This is a genomic window from Microbulbifer sp. YPW16, from assembly GCF_021290385.1.
Lineage (GTDB): Bacteria > Pseudomonadota > Gammaproteobacteria > Pseudomonadales > Cellvibrionaceae > Microbulbifer > Microbulbifer zhoushanensis.
Genome location: NZ_CP089928.1, coordinates 900,994 through 921,446 on the forward strand (window position 1 = coordinate 900,994; position 20,453 = coordinate 921,446).

At 61.3% G+C, this 20,453-nt stretch carries 16 protein-coding genes; 5 read left to right on the top strand and 11 right to left on the bottom strand.

Going from position 1 to position 20,453, the window contains the following annotated elements; translation table 11 throughout:
• Positions 1 to 188: 188 nt before the first annotated feature.
• Positions 189 to 3,251 (bottom strand): BapA/Bap/LapF family prefix-like domain-containing protein, encoded by a 3,063-nt coding sequence (locus LVE68_RS03980; protein ID WP_233005739.1) that lies wholly within the window; start codon positions 3,249 to 3,251, stop codon positions 189 to 191.
• A 263-nt stretch (positions 3,252 to 3,514) separates the two neighbouring features.
• Here LVE68_RS03980 and LVE68_RS03985 point away from each other — a divergent pair, with 263 nt between their 5' ends.
• Positions 3,515 to 5,089, top strand: a complete 1,575-nt coding sequence (locus LVE68_RS03985) for a carboxylesterase/lipase family protein (protein WP_233005740.1) — start codon at positions 3,515 to 3,517, stop codon at positions 5,087 to 5,089.
• A gap of 54 nt (positions 5,090 to 5,143) precedes the next feature.
• The gene (locus tag LVE68_RS03990) at positions 5,144 to 5,692 is read left to right on the top strand and encodes a histidine phosphatase family protein (RefSeq protein WP_233005741.1); all 549 of its coding nucleotides are present in this window, start codon (positions 5,144 to 5,146) and stop codon (positions 5,690 to 5,692) included.
• 50 nt (positions 5,693 to 5,742) lie between these two features.
• On the opposite strand, the gene pepN is transcribed toward LVE68_RS03990, so the two are convergent.
• Positions 5,743 to 8,412, bottom strand: coding sequence for an aminopeptidase N (pepN, locus tag LVE68_RS03995; protein ID WP_233005742.1), 2,670 nt, complete (start codon positions 8,410 to 8,412; stop codon positions 5,743 to 5,745).
• A gap of 259 nt (positions 8,413 to 8,671) precedes the next feature.
• Here pepN and LVE68_RS04000 point away from each other — a divergent pair, with 259 nt between their 5' ends.
• From LVE68_RS04000 to LVE68_RS04010, 3 genes are all read left to right on the top strand, one after another.
• Complete coding sequence (locus tag LVE68_RS04000; RefSeq protein WP_233005743.1) at positions 8,672 to 11,698, top strand: intermembrane phospholipid transport protein YdbH family protein; 3,027 nt, start codon at positions 8,672 to 8,674, stop codon at positions 11,696 to 11,698.
• Between the two features lie 89 nt (positions 11,699 to 11,787).
• Positions 11,788 to 11,982, top strand: coding sequence for a YnbE family lipoprotein (locus LVE68_RS04005; RefSeq protein WP_237064297.1), 195 nt, complete (start codon positions 11,788 to 11,790; stop codon positions 11,980 to 11,982).
• 11 nt (positions 11,983 to 11,993) lie between these two features.
• Positions 11,994 to 12,320 carry a YdbL family protein gene (locus tag LVE68_RS04010; protein WP_233005744.1) on the top strand — a complete coding sequence of 109 codons (327 nt, stop codon included), beginning with the start codon at positions 11,994 to 11,996 and terminating at the stop codon, positions 12,318 to 12,320.
• A gap of 93 nt (positions 12,321 to 12,413) precedes the next feature.
• Here the strand turns inward: LVE68_RS04010 and rpoS are convergent, their stop codons facing one another.
• The 9 genes from rpoS to eno form a co-directional block, all read right to left on the bottom strand.
• On the bottom strand, positions 12,414 to 13,472 hold the full coding sequence (gene rpoS / locus LVE68_RS04015; protein ID WP_233005745.1) for an RNA polymerase sigma factor RpoS: 1,059 nt from the start codon (positions 13,470 to 13,472) through the stop codon (positions 12,414 to 12,416).
• Between the two features lie 238 nt (positions 13,473 to 13,710).
• On the bottom strand, positions 13,711 to 14,547 hold the full coding sequence (locus LVE68_RS04020) for a peptidoglycan DD-metalloendopeptidase family protein (RefSeq protein ID WP_233005746.1): 837 nt from the start codon (positions 14,545 to 14,547) through the stop codon (positions 13,711 to 13,713).
• A 224-nt stretch (positions 14,548 to 14,771) separates the two neighbouring features.
• Positions 14,772 to 15,716, bottom strand: a complete 945-nt coding sequence (locus tag LVE68_RS04025; protein WP_233005747.1) for a DUF368 domain-containing protein — start codon at positions 15,714 to 15,716, stop codon at positions 14,772 to 14,774.
• Complete coding sequence (locus tag LVE68_RS04030) at positions 15,716 to 16,387, bottom strand: protein-L-isoaspartate(D-aspartate) O-methyltransferase (protein ID WP_233005748.1); 672 nt, start codon at positions 16,385 to 16,387, stop codon at positions 15,716 to 15,718. Before LVE68_RS04030 ends, LVE68_RS04025 begins: the two co-directional genes overlap by 1 nt.
• Before the next feature lie 80 nt (positions 16,388 to 16,467).
• On the bottom strand, positions 16,468 to 17,436 hold the full coding sequence (gene truD, locus LVE68_RS04035) for a tRNA pseudouridine(13) synthase TruD (protein WP_233005749.1): 969 nt from the start codon (positions 17,434 to 17,436) through the stop codon (positions 16,468 to 16,470).
• The gene (ispF, locus tag LVE68_RS04040; RefSeq protein WP_233006668.1) at positions 17,429 to 17,908 is read right to left on the bottom strand and encodes a 2-C-methyl-D-erythritol 2,4-cyclodiphosphate synthase; all 480 of its coding nucleotides are present in this window, start codon (positions 17,906 to 17,908) and stop codon (positions 17,429 to 17,431) included. Before ispF ends, truD begins: the two co-directional genes overlap by 8 nt.
• 55 nt (positions 17,909 to 17,963) lie before the next feature.
• A complete protein-coding gene (ispD, locus tag LVE68_RS04045) occupies positions 17,964 to 18,683 on the bottom strand; it encodes a 2-C-methyl-D-erythritol 4-phosphate cytidylyltransferase (protein ID WP_233005750.1) in 720 nt (239 codons plus the stop codon).
• On the bottom strand, positions 18,680 to 18,970 hold the full coding sequence (locus LVE68_RS04050; RefSeq protein ID WP_233005751.1) for an FtsB family cell division protein: 291 nt from the start codon (positions 18,968 to 18,970) through the stop codon (positions 18,680 to 18,682). The genes ispD and LVE68_RS04050 overlap by 4 nt, the downstream gene beginning before the upstream one ends.
• A 118-nt stretch (positions 18,971 to 19,088) precedes the next feature.
• A complete protein-coding gene (gene eno / locus LVE68_RS04055) occupies positions 19,089 to 20,375 on the bottom strand; it encodes a phosphopyruvate hydratase (RefSeq protein WP_233005752.1) in 1,287 nt (428 codons plus the stop codon).
• Between the last annotated feature and the right edge of the window lie 78 nt (positions 20,376 to 20,453).

A 20,453-nucleotide genomic window follows, 5' to 3' on the forward strand; every position in this document is an offset into this window, starting at 1 on the left:
CAGCGTGACTATCCATAGTCGCTGCATTGAATCCACTATATTCACTTGCTCTGGCGTTAGCGATATCCGGTACGGACATTTTATACCCGGGACCACTAGTTGAATTTTTTCCTTCCAATATTCTAGTCGAAAAAAGAAACACCGGGCCTGTAGGCCCGGTGTTTCTCAGTTGCTAAGCCTCCTTGGGATCAGACGTCGTCTGCTCCGTTCTGTTGCCACATGTCCTGCATGGGATCAGTGTCCTGGGCATGCATCGTGGTATCCATTCCATCCTGGAGACCACCTCCACTACCCGAGGAAGCAGATCCTTCCGCAGTGTCATCATCGGTATCAGCGCCCGAGAAGAGCGGGTCTCCCCCGGATTCGCTGTCGCTGACGAGGTCATCGAGGTCAAGACCGGATCCCATCTCATCGTCAGGCGACATTCCGGATCCACTCTCGCTTGACTCTCCAGGATCACTGCTCATCGCAGCCTCATCGTCCCCCATGGGGATGACGTCGCTGAGACTTACTTCAATGTCCTGGTCGCCATCGGCGTCACCGTCCGCGTCACCATCGGCGTCTCCGTCGGCATCACCGTCGGCATCCCCGTCGGCATCACCATCGGCATCACCATCGGCATCCCCGTCGGCATCCCCGTCGGCGTCACCGTCGGCATCCCCGTCGGCGTCACCATCGGCGTCTCCGTCGGCATCCCCGTCGGCATCACCATCGGCGTCTCCGTCGGCATCACCGTCGGCATCCCCGTCGGCATCACCGTCGGCATCACCATCGGCATCACCATCGGCATCACCATCGGCGTCTCCGTCGGCGTCACCATCGGCGTCCCCGTCGGCATCACCATCGGCATCACCATCGGCATCCCCGTCGGCGTCTCCGTCGGCGTCTCCGTCGGCGTCTCCGTCGGCGTCTCCGTCGGCGTCTCCGTCGGCATCCCCGTCGGCGTCACCATCGGCGTCTCCGTCGGCGTCCCCGTCGGCATCACCATCGGCATCACCATCGGCATCCCCGTCGGCATCACCATCGGCGTCTCCGTCGGCATCACCGTCGGCATCACCGTCGGCATCCCCGTCGGCATCCCCGTCGGCATCCCCGTCGGCATCCCCGTCGGCATCCCCGTCGGCGTCACCGTCGGCATCCCCGTCGGCGTCACCATCGGCGTCTCCGTCGGCATCCCCGTCGGCATCCCCGTCGGCATCCCCGTCGGCATCACCGTCCGCATCCCCGTCGGCGTCTCCGTCGGCGTCACCATCGGCATCCCCGTCGGCGTCACCATCGGCGTCTCCGTCGGCATCCCCGTCGGCATCCCCGTCGGCATCCCCGTCGGCATCACCGTCCGCATCTCCGTCGGCGTCGGCGTCGGCGTCGGCGTCGGCATCAGCATCCGCATCCGCATCCGCATCCGCATCCGCATCCGCGTCCGCATCCGCGTCCGCGTCGGCATCCGAATCAGCGTCTGCGTCACACTCGATATCTATATCGATATTGACATTGATGTCACAGCCGTCCTTCTCAATATCAACGTCTACATCGACATCTTTAATGTCACAGTCTGGGTCACAGAATTCGCCCAGGTTTCCAAGGCCTCGGTAGCCGTCAGCATCAGAGTCTGCGTCCGCATCTGCGTCTGAATCCGCGTCGGCATCGCAGTCGCAATCGATGTCGATATCTATGTTGACGTTGATATCGCAATCGGCATCGGCATCGGCATCCGCGTCGGCATCGGCATCCGCATCCGCATCGGCATCGGCATCGGCGTCGGCATCCGCATCCGCATCCGCATCGGCGTCGGCGTCGGCATCCGCGTCGGCATCCGCATCGGCATCCGCATCGGCATCGGCATCCGCGTCGGCATCGGCATCCGCATCCGCATCGGCATCCGCGTCGGCATCGGCATCCGCGTCGGCATCGGCATCGGCATCGGCATCCGCATCCGCATCAGCGTCGGCGTCGGCGTCGGCGTCGGCATCAGCATCCGCATCCGCATCCGCATCCGCGTCGGCATCTGCATCTGCATCGGCATCGGCATCCGCATCGGCATCGGCATCGGCATCGGCATCGGCGTCGGCGTCGGCGTCGGCGTCGGCGTCGGCGTCGGCGTCGGCATCAGCATCCGCATCCGCATCGGCATCCGCATCGGCATCCGCATCGGCATCCGCATCGGCATCCGCGTCGGCATCCGCGTCGGCATCTGCATCAGCATCCGCATCCGCATCCGCATCAGCATCCGCATCCGCGTCGGCGTCGGCGTCGGCGTCGGCGTCGGCGTCGGCATCAGCATCCGCATCGGCATCGGCATCCGCATCAGCATCGGCATCGGCATCGGCATCCGCATCGGCGTCGGCATCGGCATCCGCATCGGCGTCGGCATCCGCATCAGCATCGGCATCCGCATCCGCATCGGCATCGGCATCGGCATCGGCATCCGCATCGGCGTCGGCATCAGCATCCGCATCGGCATCCGCGTCGGCATCTGCATCAGCATCCGCGTCGGCGTCGGCGTCGGCATCCGCATCGGCATCCGCATCGGCATCCGCATCCGCATCGGCATCGGCATCGGCATCGGCATCGGCATCCGCATCGGCATCCGCATCGGCATCGGCGTCGGCATCGGCATCCGCGTCCGCATCCGCATCCGCATCCGCATCGGCATCGGCATCGGCATCCGCGTCCGCATCGGCATCCGCGTCGGCATCTGTGTCCGCGTCAGCATCCGCATCGGCATCCGTGTCGGCATCAGCATCCGCATCAGAGTCGGCATCAGCATCACTATCCGGTGGGGGGCCAGGAGGGCTGAATGGAGGGATGGGCCTGCCGGACGGGGTGAGATTACCGGTTTGGCTGAAACCGTCACGGCCGTCATCATCGTCCAGGGCTATGGCGATCGCGCCGAGCCCCACCAGGCCGGGGATCAGCCAGGAACTGACACCCGCAGTTGCAGCTGCCGGTGCTGCTGCGGCGGCAATCGGATATCCGGATCCGCCGAGCATGGCCAACATCACCGGCTCTTCACCACCTTCCAGCACCAGATGGCTCTGCTCACCATCTTCATCGACCTGGTAGAAGTTGGCGATAACGACCTGCTCACCCGACTCCAGGATAATGATCAGGTCACTGCCGTCCCTGGCGTATGAAACAATCTCGTCAGCGCCAAATGGCAGGCTGACAATCCCAATCGAAGATAGCGCCAGATCATTGAGTGGCGCCTCCCTGACCGACCCGGTTTCCCTGTCGTAAATTTTTCCAATCATGCTGTCACCTGACTACTTACCATCGTGAATCCCTTCCACACGAACAGCGGAGTGACGCCCTGCTGCATTTAGCTGTTTTATCAGTCCTGGCGGGTGCCTAATCCCTGAAAAATCAAATCGCCCAAAAACCACCCAACTCGAATAAATTTTGAGCAGTCCTTTGTTTATGGACAGTACGCCGTCACATTTCAAGAGCAATTCAGGCGCCGGCTATACTCGGAAGAGCCCGTATGGCGGGGCAATCAGGGAAGAGGGAAAATTTGATGACAGCGGAGCAGCACCCCCGCGGAACCGTGATTGGCGGTTTAAGGGACACGCCAATAATCGATGCGCCAGCGGGGCCCATTCTGGGAAAGATTTACGAAACCACTGGCGTGAGACGCTTCCTTGGCATCCCCTATGCCCGCCCTCCAGTTGGCAACCTGAGATGGCAACCACCGGAACCAATTCCCAGGTGGAAATCGCCGCTGAAAGCGTTCAGTTTTGGAATGCCCTCGGCACAGAATCCTTCAGTATTGATGGAAATTCGCGGGCCGAATGGGGAGTTGCCGGAAAGCGAGGACTGCCTCTACCTGAATATCTTTGCCCCACCGGCATCAGCGAATAGCAAGCTTCCCGTGATGATCTGGATCCACGGCGGCTCCTTCTATATGGGGTCCGGCTGCCAGCGGATATATGACGGCTGCCACCTGGCAGGTAGTGGCCGTGCCATTGTGGTGACACTGAATTACCGTCTGGGCGCACTTGGCTTTCTGCGCCTGGCAGAATGCTGCGATGTCGATGCCACCGGCAACGAGGGCCTACTGGACCAACTAGCCGCCATCCGTTGGGTAAAGCACAACATCGCCGCATTCGGCGGCGATGCCGACAATATGACGCTGTTCGGTGAGTCCGCCGGCGCCATGAGTATCGCCGCGCTGATGGCCATCCCTTCAGCTAAAGGGCTGTTCCAGCGGGCAGTAATCCAGAGCGGCAGCCCTTCTGTCTTCCAGACCCGCGCACGAGCAAATTCGCTGGGTGAGGCATTTGTGGAGGTGCTGCGTGGCAACGGCGGCATATCTCCTGCGCAGGCCAGCACCACGGACCTGTTGCGAGCCCAAAAGGACATTCTGGCAAACCCGCGTATTGAGCGGGAATGGGGCCAATTGCCATTCAAACCGGTCCTGGACGGAGAGTTGATATCGATATCGCCCATGGACGCCTTACGCCAGGGCCACGCCACAGAAATTCCCCTGCTGGTGGGCAGTAATGTCGAGGAATGGAACCTGTTCAGTGTCACCAACCCAGCCAGTTTCACTCTCGACCGGAACCAGGTTTTCCGGCATCTCGAGTGGTTACTGCCGGAAGCTGAACTGAATGCCCTGCTGGACCACTACCACGGCCGCGCCCGCTCGTTGACAGGCAGCCCCTGGCCGGAATGGAGCCGTACCTGGAACCTGATGCTGACCGATATGGTATTCACCTTGCCGGGGCTGCGGCTGCTGGACGCACACGGTGGCCGGCGTTATCACTACCACTTTGCCCAGCCACTGGCGGCGCAGCCCTTGCTGGGAGCCTGCCACGCAGCGGAGCTGGGGTATGTATTCGGCACCCACGGGGAGGACAGCCTGCGTGAACTTTACGGTGGTGAGCAGAACGCCGACGCGCTCAGCCGTGTTGTCCGCGAAGCCTGGCTAAGCTTCGCGGAAAGCGGCAGCCCCGGCCCCGACTGGCCCGCTTTCGAGGAGGGTTACAGCCGGCGCCTGGGATATCACCCGGCGGGCCATGCCCTCGACCGGGAAACCCTGACGCAGATATGGCAGGATATCGGTGACGACCTGATCGGGCGCTACCTCTGACCAGCCCGGTCTTCAGGTGCCGCCGGCAATCATGCAGTAGCAAGGGGGAGTACAGTGACAAGGATTCTGCTGATAAGGCACGGGGAAGCCGCCAAGGTCGCCGGAGTAAGGGACCCGGCGCTGACAGAATTGGGACACCGCCAGGCTGCGGAGCTGGCGGGGGCCATGGACTGGGATCCAGCCATGGCACTGGTCAGCAGTCCCAAAAGTCGCGCCCGGCAGACCGCTGAACCACTGGCCCGCAGGTTGGAACGGGACATCGTTATTGAACCGGCGGTCAATGAAATCCCCTCTCCCCGCGACCTGCCGCTGGCCGAGCGTGGCCCCTGGATCCGCTCACTGCTCGATGCAAAGTGGCAACAGCTGGAACAGCACCAGCTGCACTGGCGCGAGGAGATTATCAGCTACCTGCAGGGCCTCGACCGGGACACCGCGGTGTTCTGCCACTTCATGGTCATCAATTCAGTGGTCGCATACACCCGCGATGCGCCCGAAATCTGCCAGTTCCGTCCTGATTACACATCGGTTACCGAGCTCGTAGCTGCCAATGGCCGGCTGGAACTGGTGCGGCTGGGTCGTGAACGGGACAGTCGGATGCTGTGAGCAACTCGGGCCGGGGCCTCTCTCACAGCCCCGGTTCATTCCGTTCCGCCTCAGGCCAGGCTCTTGCTGACCACCTCGTAGAGGTCCGCTGACAATTGGCCACTTTCCATCACGGACTTGAGGGCCGTATGCATCTGGCTGCCAATATCCTTACGATATTTTTTCCAGCGGGTCAGCGGCGTCACCAACCGGGCAGAGATCTGCGGGTTGAGCTTGTCCATGGCAATGACCTGGTCGGCAAGGAATGCAAAGCCACTGCCGTCAGCCTTGTGGAACTGGGTGAAATTTCGATTGGCAAAACCGCCTAACACCGAACGCACCTTGTTGGGGTTTTTGAACTCAAATGCAGGATGTTGCATGAGCTCCTCGACATTCTCCAGGGTGCCATACCTCGCACTGCTGCTCTGCAGCGCGAACCACAACTCCACTACCTGGGTATCCTCCTGCCACCGCTGGTAGAAACTCTCCAGCGCCTCATTCATCTGCTCATCAGATCCGCGATTGACGAGGGCCGCCAGGGCCGCCGCGCTGTCGGTCATATTACCGGCGCCCTCAAACTGGTCCTGGGCCAGCGCCAGGTATTCGGCCTTGCCAGTGGCAGCCAGGAAGGCGAGGCAGGTATTCTTCAGCCGCCGCGCGGCAATGTCCTCCGCTTCCGGGCGGTAAGGTCCCTGCCGGGTAAATGCGTGATAGGTTGCCAGCAGTTCCTGGTGCAGGGCGTCTCCCAATGCAACCTCGGTAAATTCCCGGGCGACAATAATGGCCTCGGCATCAATCTCCTCTGCCTGCTCCGCCAGGACCTGTGCGCTGGGCAGGGACAGCATCTCTGCCACCAGCGCAGGATCCAGCTCCCGGTTCTCCAACACACTGCGATAAGCCGATACCAGCTCCGGAGAGAGCTCCATCTCACGCCCGGCACGATAATCTTCCTGCAGTGACTCCAGCGCAGAAAAAGCAAGGCGCTGGCCCGCGTCCCAGCGGTTGAACTCATCCGATTCACAACGCATCAGGAACAGTAATTGCTCCGCGGTGTAGCCGTAACGGAGTTTTACCGGTGCAGAGAACCCGCGCAGCAAAGACGGCAAAGGCTTTTCTGCCAGGCCACTGAAGCGGAAGGTCTGTTCAGCCTCACTGACCTGCAGCACCAGTTCGGAGTTGCCAGCCTGGTCCAGGGGCATATCGTTACCCTCGCCGTCAAGCAGGGCCACTTTCAATGGAATATGGAACGGTTTCTTGTTCGGCTGGCCAGGTGTGGCGGGGCAGGACTGGCGTACCGTCAGGGCATAATCACCTGTGCCGGGATCGTAAGCATCAGAGACCTCCAGCACCGGCGTCCCACCCTGGCTGTACCAGCGACGGAACTGCTGCAGGTCGACGCCATTGGCATCCTCCATGGCCCGGACAAAGTCCTCGCATGTCACCGCCTGGCCGTCGTGACGTTCAAAGTACAGATCGCTGCCACGACGGAAAGCATCCGGACCCAGCAGGGTATGGATCATGCGCACGACCTCAGCGCCTTTTTCATAGACGGTCAGGGTGTAGAAATTGGAGATCTCCATATAGGAATCCGGCCGCACCGGATGCGCCATGGGCCCATCGTCCTCGGCGAACTGGGCCGTACGCAGCATGGAAACATCCTCGATCCGCTTCACCGCGCGGGAGTTCATGTCGGCTGAAAATTCCGCATCGCGGAATACCGTAAAACCTTCCTTCAGGCTCAGCTGGAACCAGTCACGACAGGTTACCCGGTTGCCGGACCAGTTGTGGAAATACTCGTGGGCAACGATCGATTCAATGCGCTGGAAGGCGGCGTCGGTAGCGGTTTCCGGGCTCGCCAAAACACATGCGGAATTGAAAATATTGAGGCCCTTGTTTTCCATCGCCCCCATGTTGAAGTGGTCCACCGCCACGACCATGAAAATGTCCAGGTCATATTCACGTCCGTAGACCTCTTCATCCCAGCGCATAGCCTTCTTGAGCGAGCGCATGGCGTGGTCGCACTTGCCGATATTCTTCGCCTCGGTAAAGATCTGCAGCTTGACTTTACGGCCGCTGGCAGTGGTAAAGGTGTCCTCAACATGTTGCAGGTCGCCCGCTACCAGGGCAAAGAGGTAGGACGGCTTCGCGAACGGGTCCTCCCAGGTGACAAAGTGCCGGCCATCTTCCAGCATCCCCCGCTCGACTTCATTGCCATTGGAGAGCAGCACCGGGTAATCGCGCGACGCCACAATTGTGGTGGTGAATCGCGACATAACATCGGGACGGTCCGGATAATAGGTGATTTTGCGGAAGCCCTCCGCCTCACACTGGGTGCAGTACATGCCATTGGAGAGATACAGCCCTTCCAGGGAGGTATTGTCCTCGGGGTTGATGCGGTTACTGATCTCCACCACGAACTCCGGACGGTCGATATCAACGGACAGTCCCTCGGGCGAGGCCCGGTACCGGTCTGAGGTGACGGGTTCGCCGTCAATGGCGAGCGACAGCAGCTCCAGCTCAACGCCCTCCAGCTCCAGCGGTGGCAGGGCTCCGCCCTGAGCCACTGTTCCCTGCATCCCCATCTCCCGGGTTACGGCTTCCGGGTTCCGGCGAACAGACAGCCGGGACCGCACCAGGGTACCCCGGGGCTGCAGTTCGAAGTGCAAACGGGTCTCGTCCACCAGGTAATCGGGCACACGGTAGTCGCGGAGGTAAACAGTGCGCGGCTGGGCATCTTTCATGGAGTGCTTCCCTTGACTTGCAGAGGTACTTCAGGTCGCCGCACGCGGCGGAGCGGCAGGTATCAGGCCGAGACTATAACCTCCGCCGCCCCGGGGGTGCCAGTGGCCCTGCAGCGGCGGGTGACGGCGTCGCCGGGCAACCCCTGTGGCGCCGCACGCATTATTATTTCCTTCACGGACAGTTACACTGTCACCTGCCGGTGCGCGGCATCGGCAACTTCCAGCAACTTTGTGCTGCGTCTGTAACCAGAGGTCGAATGTGCCCAGGACTCGCCTGACATTGCCGCTAGTGATCTGTTGCCTGCTGGCAGTGGCGCTGGCCTGGGCGTGGGTCGAACGGGACCGGCTGGCAACCGCGGTGGCCAGCTGGCTTGCCGGTGACACCCGGATCAACCACATAGAGGGCCTGCAGCTTTCCCCCGCCACCCTGGCCATCGACCAAGTATCACTGACGCTGTCCGGTGGCACACCGGTGGAACTGCGGGGCATTACCGTGTCCCACCCATGGCAGCTGTGGCGGGGGGCCGCGCGCAGCGAGATCGCCGTCGAGTCCATGAGGCTGGGGAATGCGCCCAGGTCTGCTGCGCCCCGTAATCTGGCGGAAAACATCCGCCTCAGTGACCTACTGGCTATCGTGCGGCGGGCCTTGCCACTCAGCCTGGACGTCCGGCACCTGGTCCCCGCAGGGGCGCCGGACCACCCCCTTCGCATACAGCTTGATCGGACCGGGGATGATCAGCGGGTCAGGCTGCGGATTACCGGCGAGGGGGTGACCGGCCAGCTGGTAATGGCAAACCTGGATCCGGGGCGCCCACAGACAACACCTCTGCAGCTGGAGGTCTCCCTGGGCGACACGCAGGGTTCACGGGCTGTTGCTCTCAGCGGGACACTGGCGCCGGACCCGAGCCCCACGCTTACAGACACGACACCCACTCAGTGGCGTACTGAATTAACCCTGGCAATCGACCTGGAGAGCCTGGAGCGCGCCATCACCGCCCTGTCCCTGCCAGTTCCCCTTACCCAGAAGCTCGGTCCGGCCTACCTTGCCCTGGCCAGTGGCGACCCGCGAGGGGAGATGCAGGCACGCCTCAGCGGCAATATCCCGGACAACCTTGTGGCACTGGAACAGTACGGGAATATCCTGGTGCTGATCGACACGATTGAGGTAACAGCCCGCCTGGACCGGATGCAAAAGCCGCTGCCGCTGGCGATGGCCCTGGCAACCGAAGAGCCGATCCGGCTGGACATCACCACCCTCCAACCGCTCCAGGTTAAACAGGCAGCAGGATCTGCCAATGTGCGCCTGACGCCAATCGGCGATTCCGGTGACGAGCTGTTATCCGGCAACCTCCAGGCCCACAGCACGGCCGGCGCCAGCCAGCTCTCGGCCAGCGGCTCCCTGGATCTCACCACCGCGACATCCCTGCTGGGGGCCACCGACCATGATCTAATTACCCGGCTGCAGGAGATGGGCATCCGGCAGTTACGCGGGCAATTGCCGTTCGAGGCCTCTGCAACCCTGCCTCCGGTCGGGCAGGTGGCAGGTGCAGGTGGTATCACCAACCTGCATCTGCAGCTCCAGCCGGACAGCCAGCCAGCAGCAGAAATTTCCCGCACCGACACCACCCCGGAAAGCCTGCAACAGGTTTTTACGGCACTGGCCATGGAACGGGGCGTAATTTCGCTGAACCTTGCAAAAGCTGTTTCGTTCAGCGCTGACCACTGGCCCGGACCTATGGCGGTGAACGGCGAGGCCGTCAGCATGGCGCTGACTGATGGTTCCGGTACCCGGCGATTCTCGGCAACAGCGGAGTCACTGGCATGCCAGCTCGATACGGCTACGCACTGCACACTTTCACTGGTAGCAGAAGCCCCGGAAATACACCTGCCTGGTGAGGACGGCGGGTCCATCAAAGACAGCCGCTTTTCCGTGCAGGGAGCTCTCTCCCTGGAAAATGGCCGTGGCAAGCTGGACAGCAGCCAGTTACAGCTTAACGCTGGCGCACTGCAGGCCGGCGAAGTGGAAGCTGAAAATGCCACAGTGAAGTCCGGCAAGTTTTCGTGTATGCGGGACTCGCAACAGGTTTTCCGCTGCAGCGGTGCGCTGCTGGTGACCCTGCCCTGGCTTCGCGCCGGGAAAATGGAAGGTGGCGGCTCGCTTGCGCTAAAACAGCTGGATTTCGTGTACCAGCCGGACAAGCTGCAGTTGTCGAGTGATTACAGCACCGATGACTGGAGCGCGAAATTCAACGACCAGTACCAGGTATTTTCCGAAGCCCGGGGCCACTTCTCTCTTCGCGACCGGGTCCTGCGGGGTGATACCCGGGCCAGGCTGGGGCATGTCGCCGCCAACGGGGAGTGGATGCACAACCTGGCAAGCGATGGCGGTTCGGCCACGTTGTCCCTCCCGGATGCGGAGTTCAGTAAGAACCGGCCACTGAGCAATGTGGTGTCAGGCCTACCCGTGGAGCTGGTCTCCGGCCAAATGGTGGTACAGGGCAGGCTGTCCTGGCCGGCCGGCGACTCCGATACCCTGTCTGCCCAGCTCAGTGATATCGCCGCTGTCTACGACAAGTCCTTCGCGGTGGGAATTACCGGAAATATTGCCCTGCAACGAGAGGACGGCCAGTGGGCTACGCCGGAGCCCCAGGACATCGCTGTCGAGAGTATCGACGTGGGTGTGCCGATCGAGAACGTCCGCTTTGCCCTGTCGCTGGAAGCAGACAATGACTTGGTGTTGAACGGATTCAACGCGGAATTGCTGGAGGGCAATGTCCAATCGGATTCCATCACCTGGAACCTGGACGGAAAGGCACGGCGCAGCCAGGTGTCCATAACCGGCCTGTCCCTCAAGGCACTGAGCAACGAAATGGAGGCCGGGAACTTCGCCGCCAGCGGCGTACTGGACACGACCATTCCCCTGGTTACAGATGCCGGCGGCATCACGGTTGAGCGCGGCACCGTTAAGGCCCGCCCGCCTGGTGGCCGCCTTCGCTACTATGGCGCCTTCTCCCCGGAAATGCTGTCCAGTAACCCGCAATTAAAAATGCTCGCCGGGGCGCTGGAGGATTACGACTACCGGTCGCTGAGTGGCACGCTCGAGTATCCTCCCAGTGGCGATATGCAGATGCAGCTGAAACTGGTGGGGCGCAGTGCCTCCGTGGACAAGGACCGCGACCTCATCATCAACCTCAACCTGGAAAACAATATCCCGGCTATGCTCCGATCCCTGCAGGCCAGCCGCGACCTGGCCGATGCGCTGGAAAAACAGATCGGCGCCAATTGACCGGAGCGGAAAAGGCAGGCGATTCAGGTTCAGTTTGCGTTAAGCTAGCACCCATAAACTATCATGGCGATCAACCCGAGGAGTGCCAGATGACCCACCGCCGACTGCTACCCATGCTGTTCGCGGCCGCCCTGATTGCAGCCGGCTGTACGCCGACCGTCGCAGTACAGGCGCCCAGCGAGCCAATTACCGTCAACCTGAACGTGAAGATCGAGCACGAGATCCGCGTCAAGGTGGACCGGGAGCTGGAAAACCTGTTCGAGGACGAAGAAGGTATTTTCTGAGGAGCCCTATGATGAAAACACTGAAGCACATCCTGATGGTCCTGGCTTTCGCGGTGGCGCTACCTGCCGTCGCCATTACGCTGGACGCCGCCCGCAGCCAGGGGCTGGTGGGCGAAGCAAACAGCGGTTATATCGCCGTGGTGGACCAGAGTTCTGCAGAACTGGAAAAGCTGGTCGACGAGGTCAATGCCAAGCGCAAGCGGGAATACGCGGCGATTGCCAAGCGCAATGGCATTTCCATTGCCCAGGTGGCCGCCCGCGCTGCCGAAAAACTGGAGGCACGCCTGCCCCCGGGAGCTTATTACCAGGATAACCGCGGCCGCTGGGTACAGAAGTAATCCGGCCTGCCCGCACATAAAAAAGCCCGCATCCGTTGCCGTGATGCGGGCTCTCGATCCGGTGACATTGCTGCCGGCCGGGCGGCTTTCAGTTCAGAGATTGCCGAATAGGGACATACCATCCAGCCCCTGCTTTTCCATCACTTCCCGCAAGCGCTTGAGGGCGTCGACCTGGATCTGCCGTACACGCTCTCGCGTGAGGCCGATCTCACGACCCACCTCTTCCAGGGTGCTGGCCTCATAACCGCGCAAGCCGAACCGACGGGAAACCACTTCGCATTGCTTGTCCGGGAGCTCACCCAACCAGCGGTTGATACTGTCGAACAGGTCGGTGTCCTGAAGTAACTCGGCCGGATCCGATTCGTGCTGGTCGGGAATGGTGTCGACCAGCGTCTTCTCCGAAGACGGGCCGATGGGTGTATCCACCGAGGTAACCCGCTCATTCAGGCCGAGCATGCGCTCCACATCCTCAACCGGTTTTTCCAGCAGCGTGGCTATTTCTTCAGCCGAGGGTTCGTGGTCGAGCTTCTGAGCCAGTTCCCGCGAAGCACGCAGGTACACATTGAGCTCCTTGACCACATGGATCGGCAGGCGGATGGTGCGGGTCTGGTTCATGATCGCCCGCTCGATAGTCTGGCGGATCCACCAGGTGGCGTAAGTGGAGAAGCGGAAACCCCGCTCAGGGTCGAATTTTTCCACTGCGCGGATCAGGCCCAGGTTGCCCTCTTCGATCAGGTCCAGGAGGGCCAGCCCGCGACTGACATAGCGCCTTGCTATCTTGACCACAAGTCGCAGGTTACTCTCGATCATTCGCTTGCGCGCTGCGGCATCACCGCGGAGGGCCTTGCGCGCATAATACACTTCCTCTTCCGCCGTCAGCAGCGGGGAAAAGCCAATTTCATTCAGGTAAAGCTGTGTCGCATCGAGATTTTTCTGCAGGTGGGTATCGGTTTCAGTCCTGCGCGCTCGAGGCTTGAGGGGGGTAGGTTCAGAACTCTTTTTTGCCGTTTTTTTTGCGGGACGGCGCCCGCTTTTCGGTTTCGCTTCTGTGGAAGATTTATCTTGAACTTTCTGGCCTGACTGATCTGCTGCCAACTCTGGAGGAAGATCTGCGTCGCCAGTCACAGACTGGTGTTGCCGTTGTGCATCCATTTCCCCAACTCCTTGTACTATGCCATTATCAGCCGCACCTGGAGCAAGCGGAGCCGGGGCCCGATTACTTTCGGCGCGACAGTCACCGGGTCGGGACGACCGCTGGGGAGGGCGCGGGTACGCTTACAAGGAAGGACCATCTCGATGCCGACCTTGCAGCCGTCACTACTCCGGTGACTACCTCAAGTGGTACAAACAAAAATCCATTTTTATTTGCAGAGCCTTCGGTCCAGTTGGGCTATGGCAGGTAGGTCATGGGGTCAACAGGCTGACCGTTGCGACGGATCTCAAAGTGGAGCTTGTTGCGGCTGGTACCACTTGAACCCAGTTCCGCGATCCTCTGCCCCGCTCTCACCGCGCTGCCCTCTTTCACAAGAAGCTTGTGATTGTGGGCATAAGCACTGAGGAACTCCTCGCTGTGCTTGACGATCAGCAGGTTGCCGTAACCTCTCAGCGCACTTCCCGCGTAGATCACAGTGCCATCGGCTGCTGCATGGACAGAGTCCCCCTTTTCCCCGGCAATATCAACTCCCTTGCGCAGGGGATCCCCGGAAGTAAATCGACTGATCAGCTTGCCCCGGACAGGCCACTGCCAGCGGATCTGTCCGGCAGTCCGCGTCGCCGCCGGTTTTTTAACCGGCTTGGGTGTCAAGGATTTTGAGCGAACTGGCGCCTTAGGCTTTTCCTGTTCCGCCTTGCTGACCGGGGCGCTGGCAATGGTAGTGACCACGGGCTTCGACAGATCCCTGGGCTCCGGCCGGGGTTGCGGGTGCGGCTGTGGACGGGGCCGGGTGCGCGACTGCGGGCGGGACACCGTTTGCACTGGCTTGCCCTGCAGCTTGAGTCGTTGGCCGGGATAAATACTGTAGGGAGCACTGATCCCGTTCAGCGCTGCCAGCTCCCGGTAATCACGGCCATAGCGCCAGGCGATGGAATAGAGTGTCTCGCCCTTGCTCACGATGTGGTGGCCGATGCGGATACTGGGGGGCTGGGCCAGGGAGCTGGTAGGAGCCGCAGGACTGGCACAGCCGGGTATTACTGCCGCCAGCATGACTAAGGTTAATATTTTAAACACACAATGAAATTTGTGACCAAAATCACAACCATTGTCGCGCCACTCGCAGTGTTTAAAATGTTGAATCAAGTGACATTCCATTATTCTCTTTTTACATCAACCCGGGACATTTATGGAAAAAGTGTATAAAAAAATGTCCCGAAATTGTGCCCGAAACCCATAGAAAACGCTGCCTGTCCGACCTGAAACAGGTCACAGCCAAATAAAGTGCCTTTTTCCGCCCCTTATTTGTGCGTCGAATCCACTGCCTTGCCCAAATGGTCCACTGCCAGTACCAGCAGGACCGCGACCAGGGCCGCCACCATGGCCTGCAACACCAGAGGCTCGGCGCCAGTTTCCCCGGCAAAACGCCCGGGCAGCGCGTTGGACAACAGCGGGGTCAACTTGTCCCCCGTCGCCACCGCCTCGTCCGGGAGCTTCCAGGGCCAGACGATTTTCAGGCTTCCCATCAGAACACCAGCGAGAAATGCCAGTGTGCGGGCCGGGAAATGATGCATCAACCAGGATAACAGCCGGCTGAACAACATCAGTCCGGTTACCGCACCGGCGGCGAAATACAACAGGCTTGCGACCTGTAATTCATGCACAGCCTCAAGTACCCGCGGGTAGATCCCGATCAGCAGCAGGATAAAGGAACCCGATATACCGGGCAGTATCATGGCGCAGATTGCCAGCGCTCCGGAGAGGAACAGGTTCAGGGGGGTTGCAGACACCTGCCCGGGGCGGAGCTCGCTCACGCCCACCGCCAGCAGTATACCCAGCGCCAGGCAGGCCACCACCGACCAGCTCCAGCGTGGCACCTGGCGCATGATAGGGACCGTGGAAGCGAGGATCAGGCCGAAAAAGAAAGCCCAGACAACAATCGGGTAGTGATCCAGCAGGTAGCCGATCAAGCCGGCAAGGCTGAAGACACTCAGCAGTACGCCGCAGAACAGTGCCAGCAGGAAGTTGCCATTGATGTACTGCCAGGCCACCAACGGGCCATGGCGCCTGAGCACTGTCAGGCAGTGCGGGCCGATCCGGCTCAGGCTGTCGAGAAGTTCGCCGTAAATGCCGGTGATAAACGCAATGGTGCCACCGGAAACACCTGGCACTACATCCGCGGCGCCCATACCCATGCCCCGCAGTACCACGCCCCAGTAGCGGCTCTTCAGTGACTGGCCCGGCATCAGCGGATGACTCCCGATAACAGCGGCACGAAGCGGACCGGCTCCAGCCGCTCCACCTCAAACCGGTCGCTATCCTCACGCCTGGTCACCAGGGTCAGGAACTGGCGCTCGGTACCTACCGGGATCACCAGCACCCCATCCGGCGCCAGTTGCTCTTTCAGTTCCATTGGCACGGTGGACGGGGCGGCAGCTGTTAGGATCGCATCGTAGGGACCTTTCTCGGGCCAGCCGAAACCCTCAGTGCTTACCCGTGTCTCCACATTGTAAATATCCAGCTCCCGCAACCGGCGGCGTGCCTGCCCCAGCAGGGGCGCAATACGTTCCACGGAATACAGCTGGTCCACCAGCCGGGCGAGAATAGCTGTCTGGTAACCGGAACCGGTACCGACTTCGAGCACCCGGTGCAGGGATTTTGCCCGGCTCAACAGCAACTCTGTCATGCGCGCGACAATGTAGGGTTGGGAGATAGTCTGGCCGTAGCCGATGGGGAGCGAGGTATCCTCGTAAGCCCTGATGGCAAGGGCCTCATCGAGAAACAGGTGACGCGGGGTGGATGCCATCACCTCCAGCACGTCGTCGTTCTGGATTCCCCCTTCCCGCAGGCGCTGTATCAGGCGATTGCGGGTGCGCTGGGACGTCATCCCCAGCCCTTCGCGTTTCAAGCGGTCCATAGTGTCCCTTTCAACTGGCGACGGGCCCCGGGGCCCGTCGGCGTGCCGGCCTGTCGCCGGTTATGATTCTTTGTTGTCGTCTATTTTATGGCGGCATCCGCAACGTTGGCCAGTTCTGCCAGCTCCCGCAGAACCGCGGTGGCGAAAGCACCGACCGGCAGTGCAAACGTTAACTCCAGGTCGTCCCCCAGCCACTCGTGCTGCAGTCCCTCCGGAACCAGCACCAGGGGCCGCCGTTCCTGCTTCAGGCCACAGTGCTCCAGCCAGTTGCACCAGGACTGCCAGGGTTCGATCGCAGCAGCCTCGAGCTCGGCCAGATCAGCGCCGGCCGGATTCCTGCCGCGCCCCCACAGGGGGCCGGTGGGGATACTCTCGGGCTCCCCGTCCATCAACTGCCGCCAGCTGTCCTCACGCACCCGACGCGCCACCACCTGGTTAAAAAGCCAGCTGCGGGCCGCCGACATGGCAAAAGCCCGCTCACTCTTGCGACTGCGCCCGCCCTCCTCTGCCAGCCGCCGTGCCAGAGACAGGTTGCCGCCCTCGCGCCCGAAGCGCTGCTCGCCAAAATAATTCGGGACCCCGGCAGCGAGACGACCGATCAGCCTGTCCGCTGCATCGCGATCGCCACGCACATCACGCAGCCGGATCCGGAAGCGGTTGCCCGCGTGCTCGCCGCGACGCAATTTGCGCGCGCCGCGTCCGTGCTGAAGCAGCTCAATCTCTTCATTGACCACACCGCTCCAGTCGGGTTCGGGTTTCTGTGCCAGCCAGACGCTGAACCACTGCGTGGTAACCGCATGGCGATCCTTGAGACCGAAATAGCTCACGTCCCGGGGTGCCACGCCGGCCACCCGCGCAAGCTGCTGCGCAACCCAGCCGGTGTTGGCGCCACGCTTGCGAACCTGCAGGTAGACGTGCTCACCCGACTCGGCGAGGGTCGGGGCAGCCAGCTCCTCCACGACAAAGTCCGCGGGTTCGCGCCGGAATTCGGCGTGGGTCACCGGGCCGCCCAGTGCGCGCGGCCAATCCAGGTCCCACTGCTCAGTCATGTGCGCGCTCCAGTAGCACCGAGGCCATGGCGGCGATGCCCTCACCCCGACCGGTAAAACCCAGGCGCTCACTGGTAGTCGCCTTTACGCTCACGTCGGCGGTGCCGACAGCGCAGTCAGCGGCAATATTGGCCCGCATCTCCGCGATATGGGGTGCCATTTTCGGTTTCTGGGCTATCAGGGTGCAATCGGCATTGCCCAGCCGGTAACCGCGCTGGTGTAGTTCCCCAACCACGTGTCGCAGCAGCTCGCGACTGTCCGCGCCGGCAAACCGACTGTCGGTATCGGGAAAGTGATGGCCAATATCCCCCAGGGCCAGCGCCCCCAGGAGAGCATCGGCCAGCGCATGGAGCAATACATCACCATCGCTGTGGGCAACAAGCCCGCGGCTATGGGGAATCCTGACACCGCCAAGAATGACATGGTCCCCTTCTCCGAAGGCATGTACGTCGAAGCCCTGGCCAATTCGAATACTCACTCGCGATTCTTCTCTCTGTTGCTTACCCGAAACCAACCCGGCAGTTTGCTCAACGACTGGTTTCCGTCGCTGCATAACGCAACCGCAGGACCGCCTCGACCAGCGGGATATCCGCGGGCAACGTTACCTTGATATTGTCCCTGCGGCCCTCCACCAGGCGGGGGCGATGGCCCTCCAGCTCCAGCGCGCTGGCCTCGTCGGTAATCCCCTCGCCCCGCTCCAGGCCCCTGCGCAGGCAGCGCTGCAATTCTCCCAGTGGTGCGCGCTGGGGTGTCTGCGCCTGCCAGATATGCGTCCGGTCCAGGGTCTCGGCCACCCGCTCGCAGTCCCCCTCCGACACGCCCAGCTTCAGGGTGTCACTGGCCTTCTGCGCCAGCAGTGCCATCGGCTCACCCTCATCATCGAGCAGCGCATGGATATCATCCAGGGAGATACAGGGTCGGGCCGCATCGTGTACCAGCACCTGGGTTTCCGGCGCGACCCTGCCGGCCAGGAAGTTGAGCCCCTCGAGCACGGAATGTGCGCGCTCCGCACCGCCGGTCACCCGGTGAACGCGGGGATCCAAGGATTCGGGGATATGCTCGTAGTAGGGGTCATCGTCGGACACTGCCACCACAACCCCGGCCAGCCCCGGCCAGGTCAGGATGTTGCGCAATGTAAGGGAAAGAAGCGGCCTGCCCAGCAGCGGCAGGTATTGCTTGGGCCGGTCAGCACCCATGCGCCGGCCTGCGCCCGCAGCGGGAACTACTACCCAGAAGTCGGAGATCACTGGTTCTTGCCCTCCCCCGGCTCGAGAAAGATAAACAGTGTTTCTCCCTCCTTGATCAGGCCGAGGTCGTAACGCGCCTTGGCTTCCACGCCCTCGGTGCCTTCCTTGACACTGCGCACCTCACGCAACAACTGTCGGTTTTCACGCAACAGCGCCGCGTTCTTCTGTCGTTGCTCATCCAGCTGGCGCTGGAGACGTGAAACTTCCGCCAGACTGCCCTCGCCCACCCACAGGCGATACTGCATGACAAGCAGGGTGACGAGGAGGAAAGCCAGCAGCCATTTCATAGAGAATCTACGCAGTTTCAATAATCGATACCAGCAGGGGCGAACCTCCAGCCCGCCCCACCCGGTGCAAACCATCGATCAGGGCGAACGCCGGGCTCTCCCTTTCATGCGCCGGATCTTATTTAAATTCGGCGCGACCGCGATACGGGGCCTTGCCATCCAGTTCTGCCTCGATACGCAGCAGGCGGTTGTACTTCGCCACGCGGTCGGAGCGGCACAGGGAGCCGGTCTTGATCTGGCCGGCAGCTGTGGCCACCGCCAGGTCGGCGATGGTGGTGTCTTCAGTCTCGCCGGAGCGATGGGAGATAACCGCGGTGTAACCCGCATCCTTGGCCATCTTGATCGCGTCCAGGGTCTCGCTCAGGGAGCCAATCTGGTTGAACTTGATGAGGATGGAATTGCCCACGCCCTTGTCGATGCCCTCTTTCAGGATTTTGGTGTTGGTAACGAACAGGTCGTCACCTACCAGCTGCACCTTGTCACCGATCTTGTCGGTCAGGATCTTCCAGCCATCCCAGTCGCCTTCATCCATGCCATCCTCGATGGACAGGATGGGATAGTTAGCGGAAAGGTCCGCCAGGTAATCGGCAAAACCGGCGCTGTCGAACTGCTTGCCCTCACCAGACAGGTCGTACTTGCCATCCTTGTAAAACTCGGAGGAGGCACAGTCCAGGGCCAGGGTAATATCTTCACCCAGCTTGTAGCCGGCCTTGTCCACTGCTTCGGCAATTACCTTCAGGGCCGCTTCGTTGGACGGCAGGTTCGGGGCAAAACCACCCTCGTCACCGACGGCAGTATTGAGGCCCTGGGCGGACAGCACTTTCTTCAGGGAATGGAAAATCTCAGCGCCCTGGCGCAGGGCTTCAGAGAAGGAAGCAGCCTTAACCGGCTGGATCATAAATTCCTGGATATCCACATTGTTGTCGGCATGTTCACCGCCATTGAGGATATTCATCATCGGCACCGGCATGGTGTATTCACCGGCCGTGCCGTTAACTTCCGCAATGTGCTGGTAAAGCGGAACATTCTTGGAAGCCGCCGCGGCCTTGGCCGCCGCCAGGGAAACCGCCAGGATTGCATTGGCGCCCAGCGTGGATTTGTTCTCGGTGCCGTCAGCATCGATCATTGCCTTGTCCAGCGCACGCTGGTCGGTGGCGTCCATACCCTTGAGCAGGTCGGCGATCGTTGTGTTGATGTTTTCAACCGCCTTCAGCACACCCTTGCCCAGGTAGCGACCCTTGTCACCGTCGCGAAGCTCCAGCGCCTCGCGGGAGCCCGTGGATGCACCGGAGGGTGCACAGGCGGAACCGACGGAACCGTCCTCCAAAACAACGTCCGCCTCGACGGTGGGGTTACCACGGGAATCCAGCACTTCAAAGGCTTTGACAGCAACGATCTTGCTCATTAACAGGCTCCATGTTGAAAGTTATTGAATTGAATCTGTTTGCTCACAGGGGCAGTCGCCCCAACTGTTTGTTCTGTT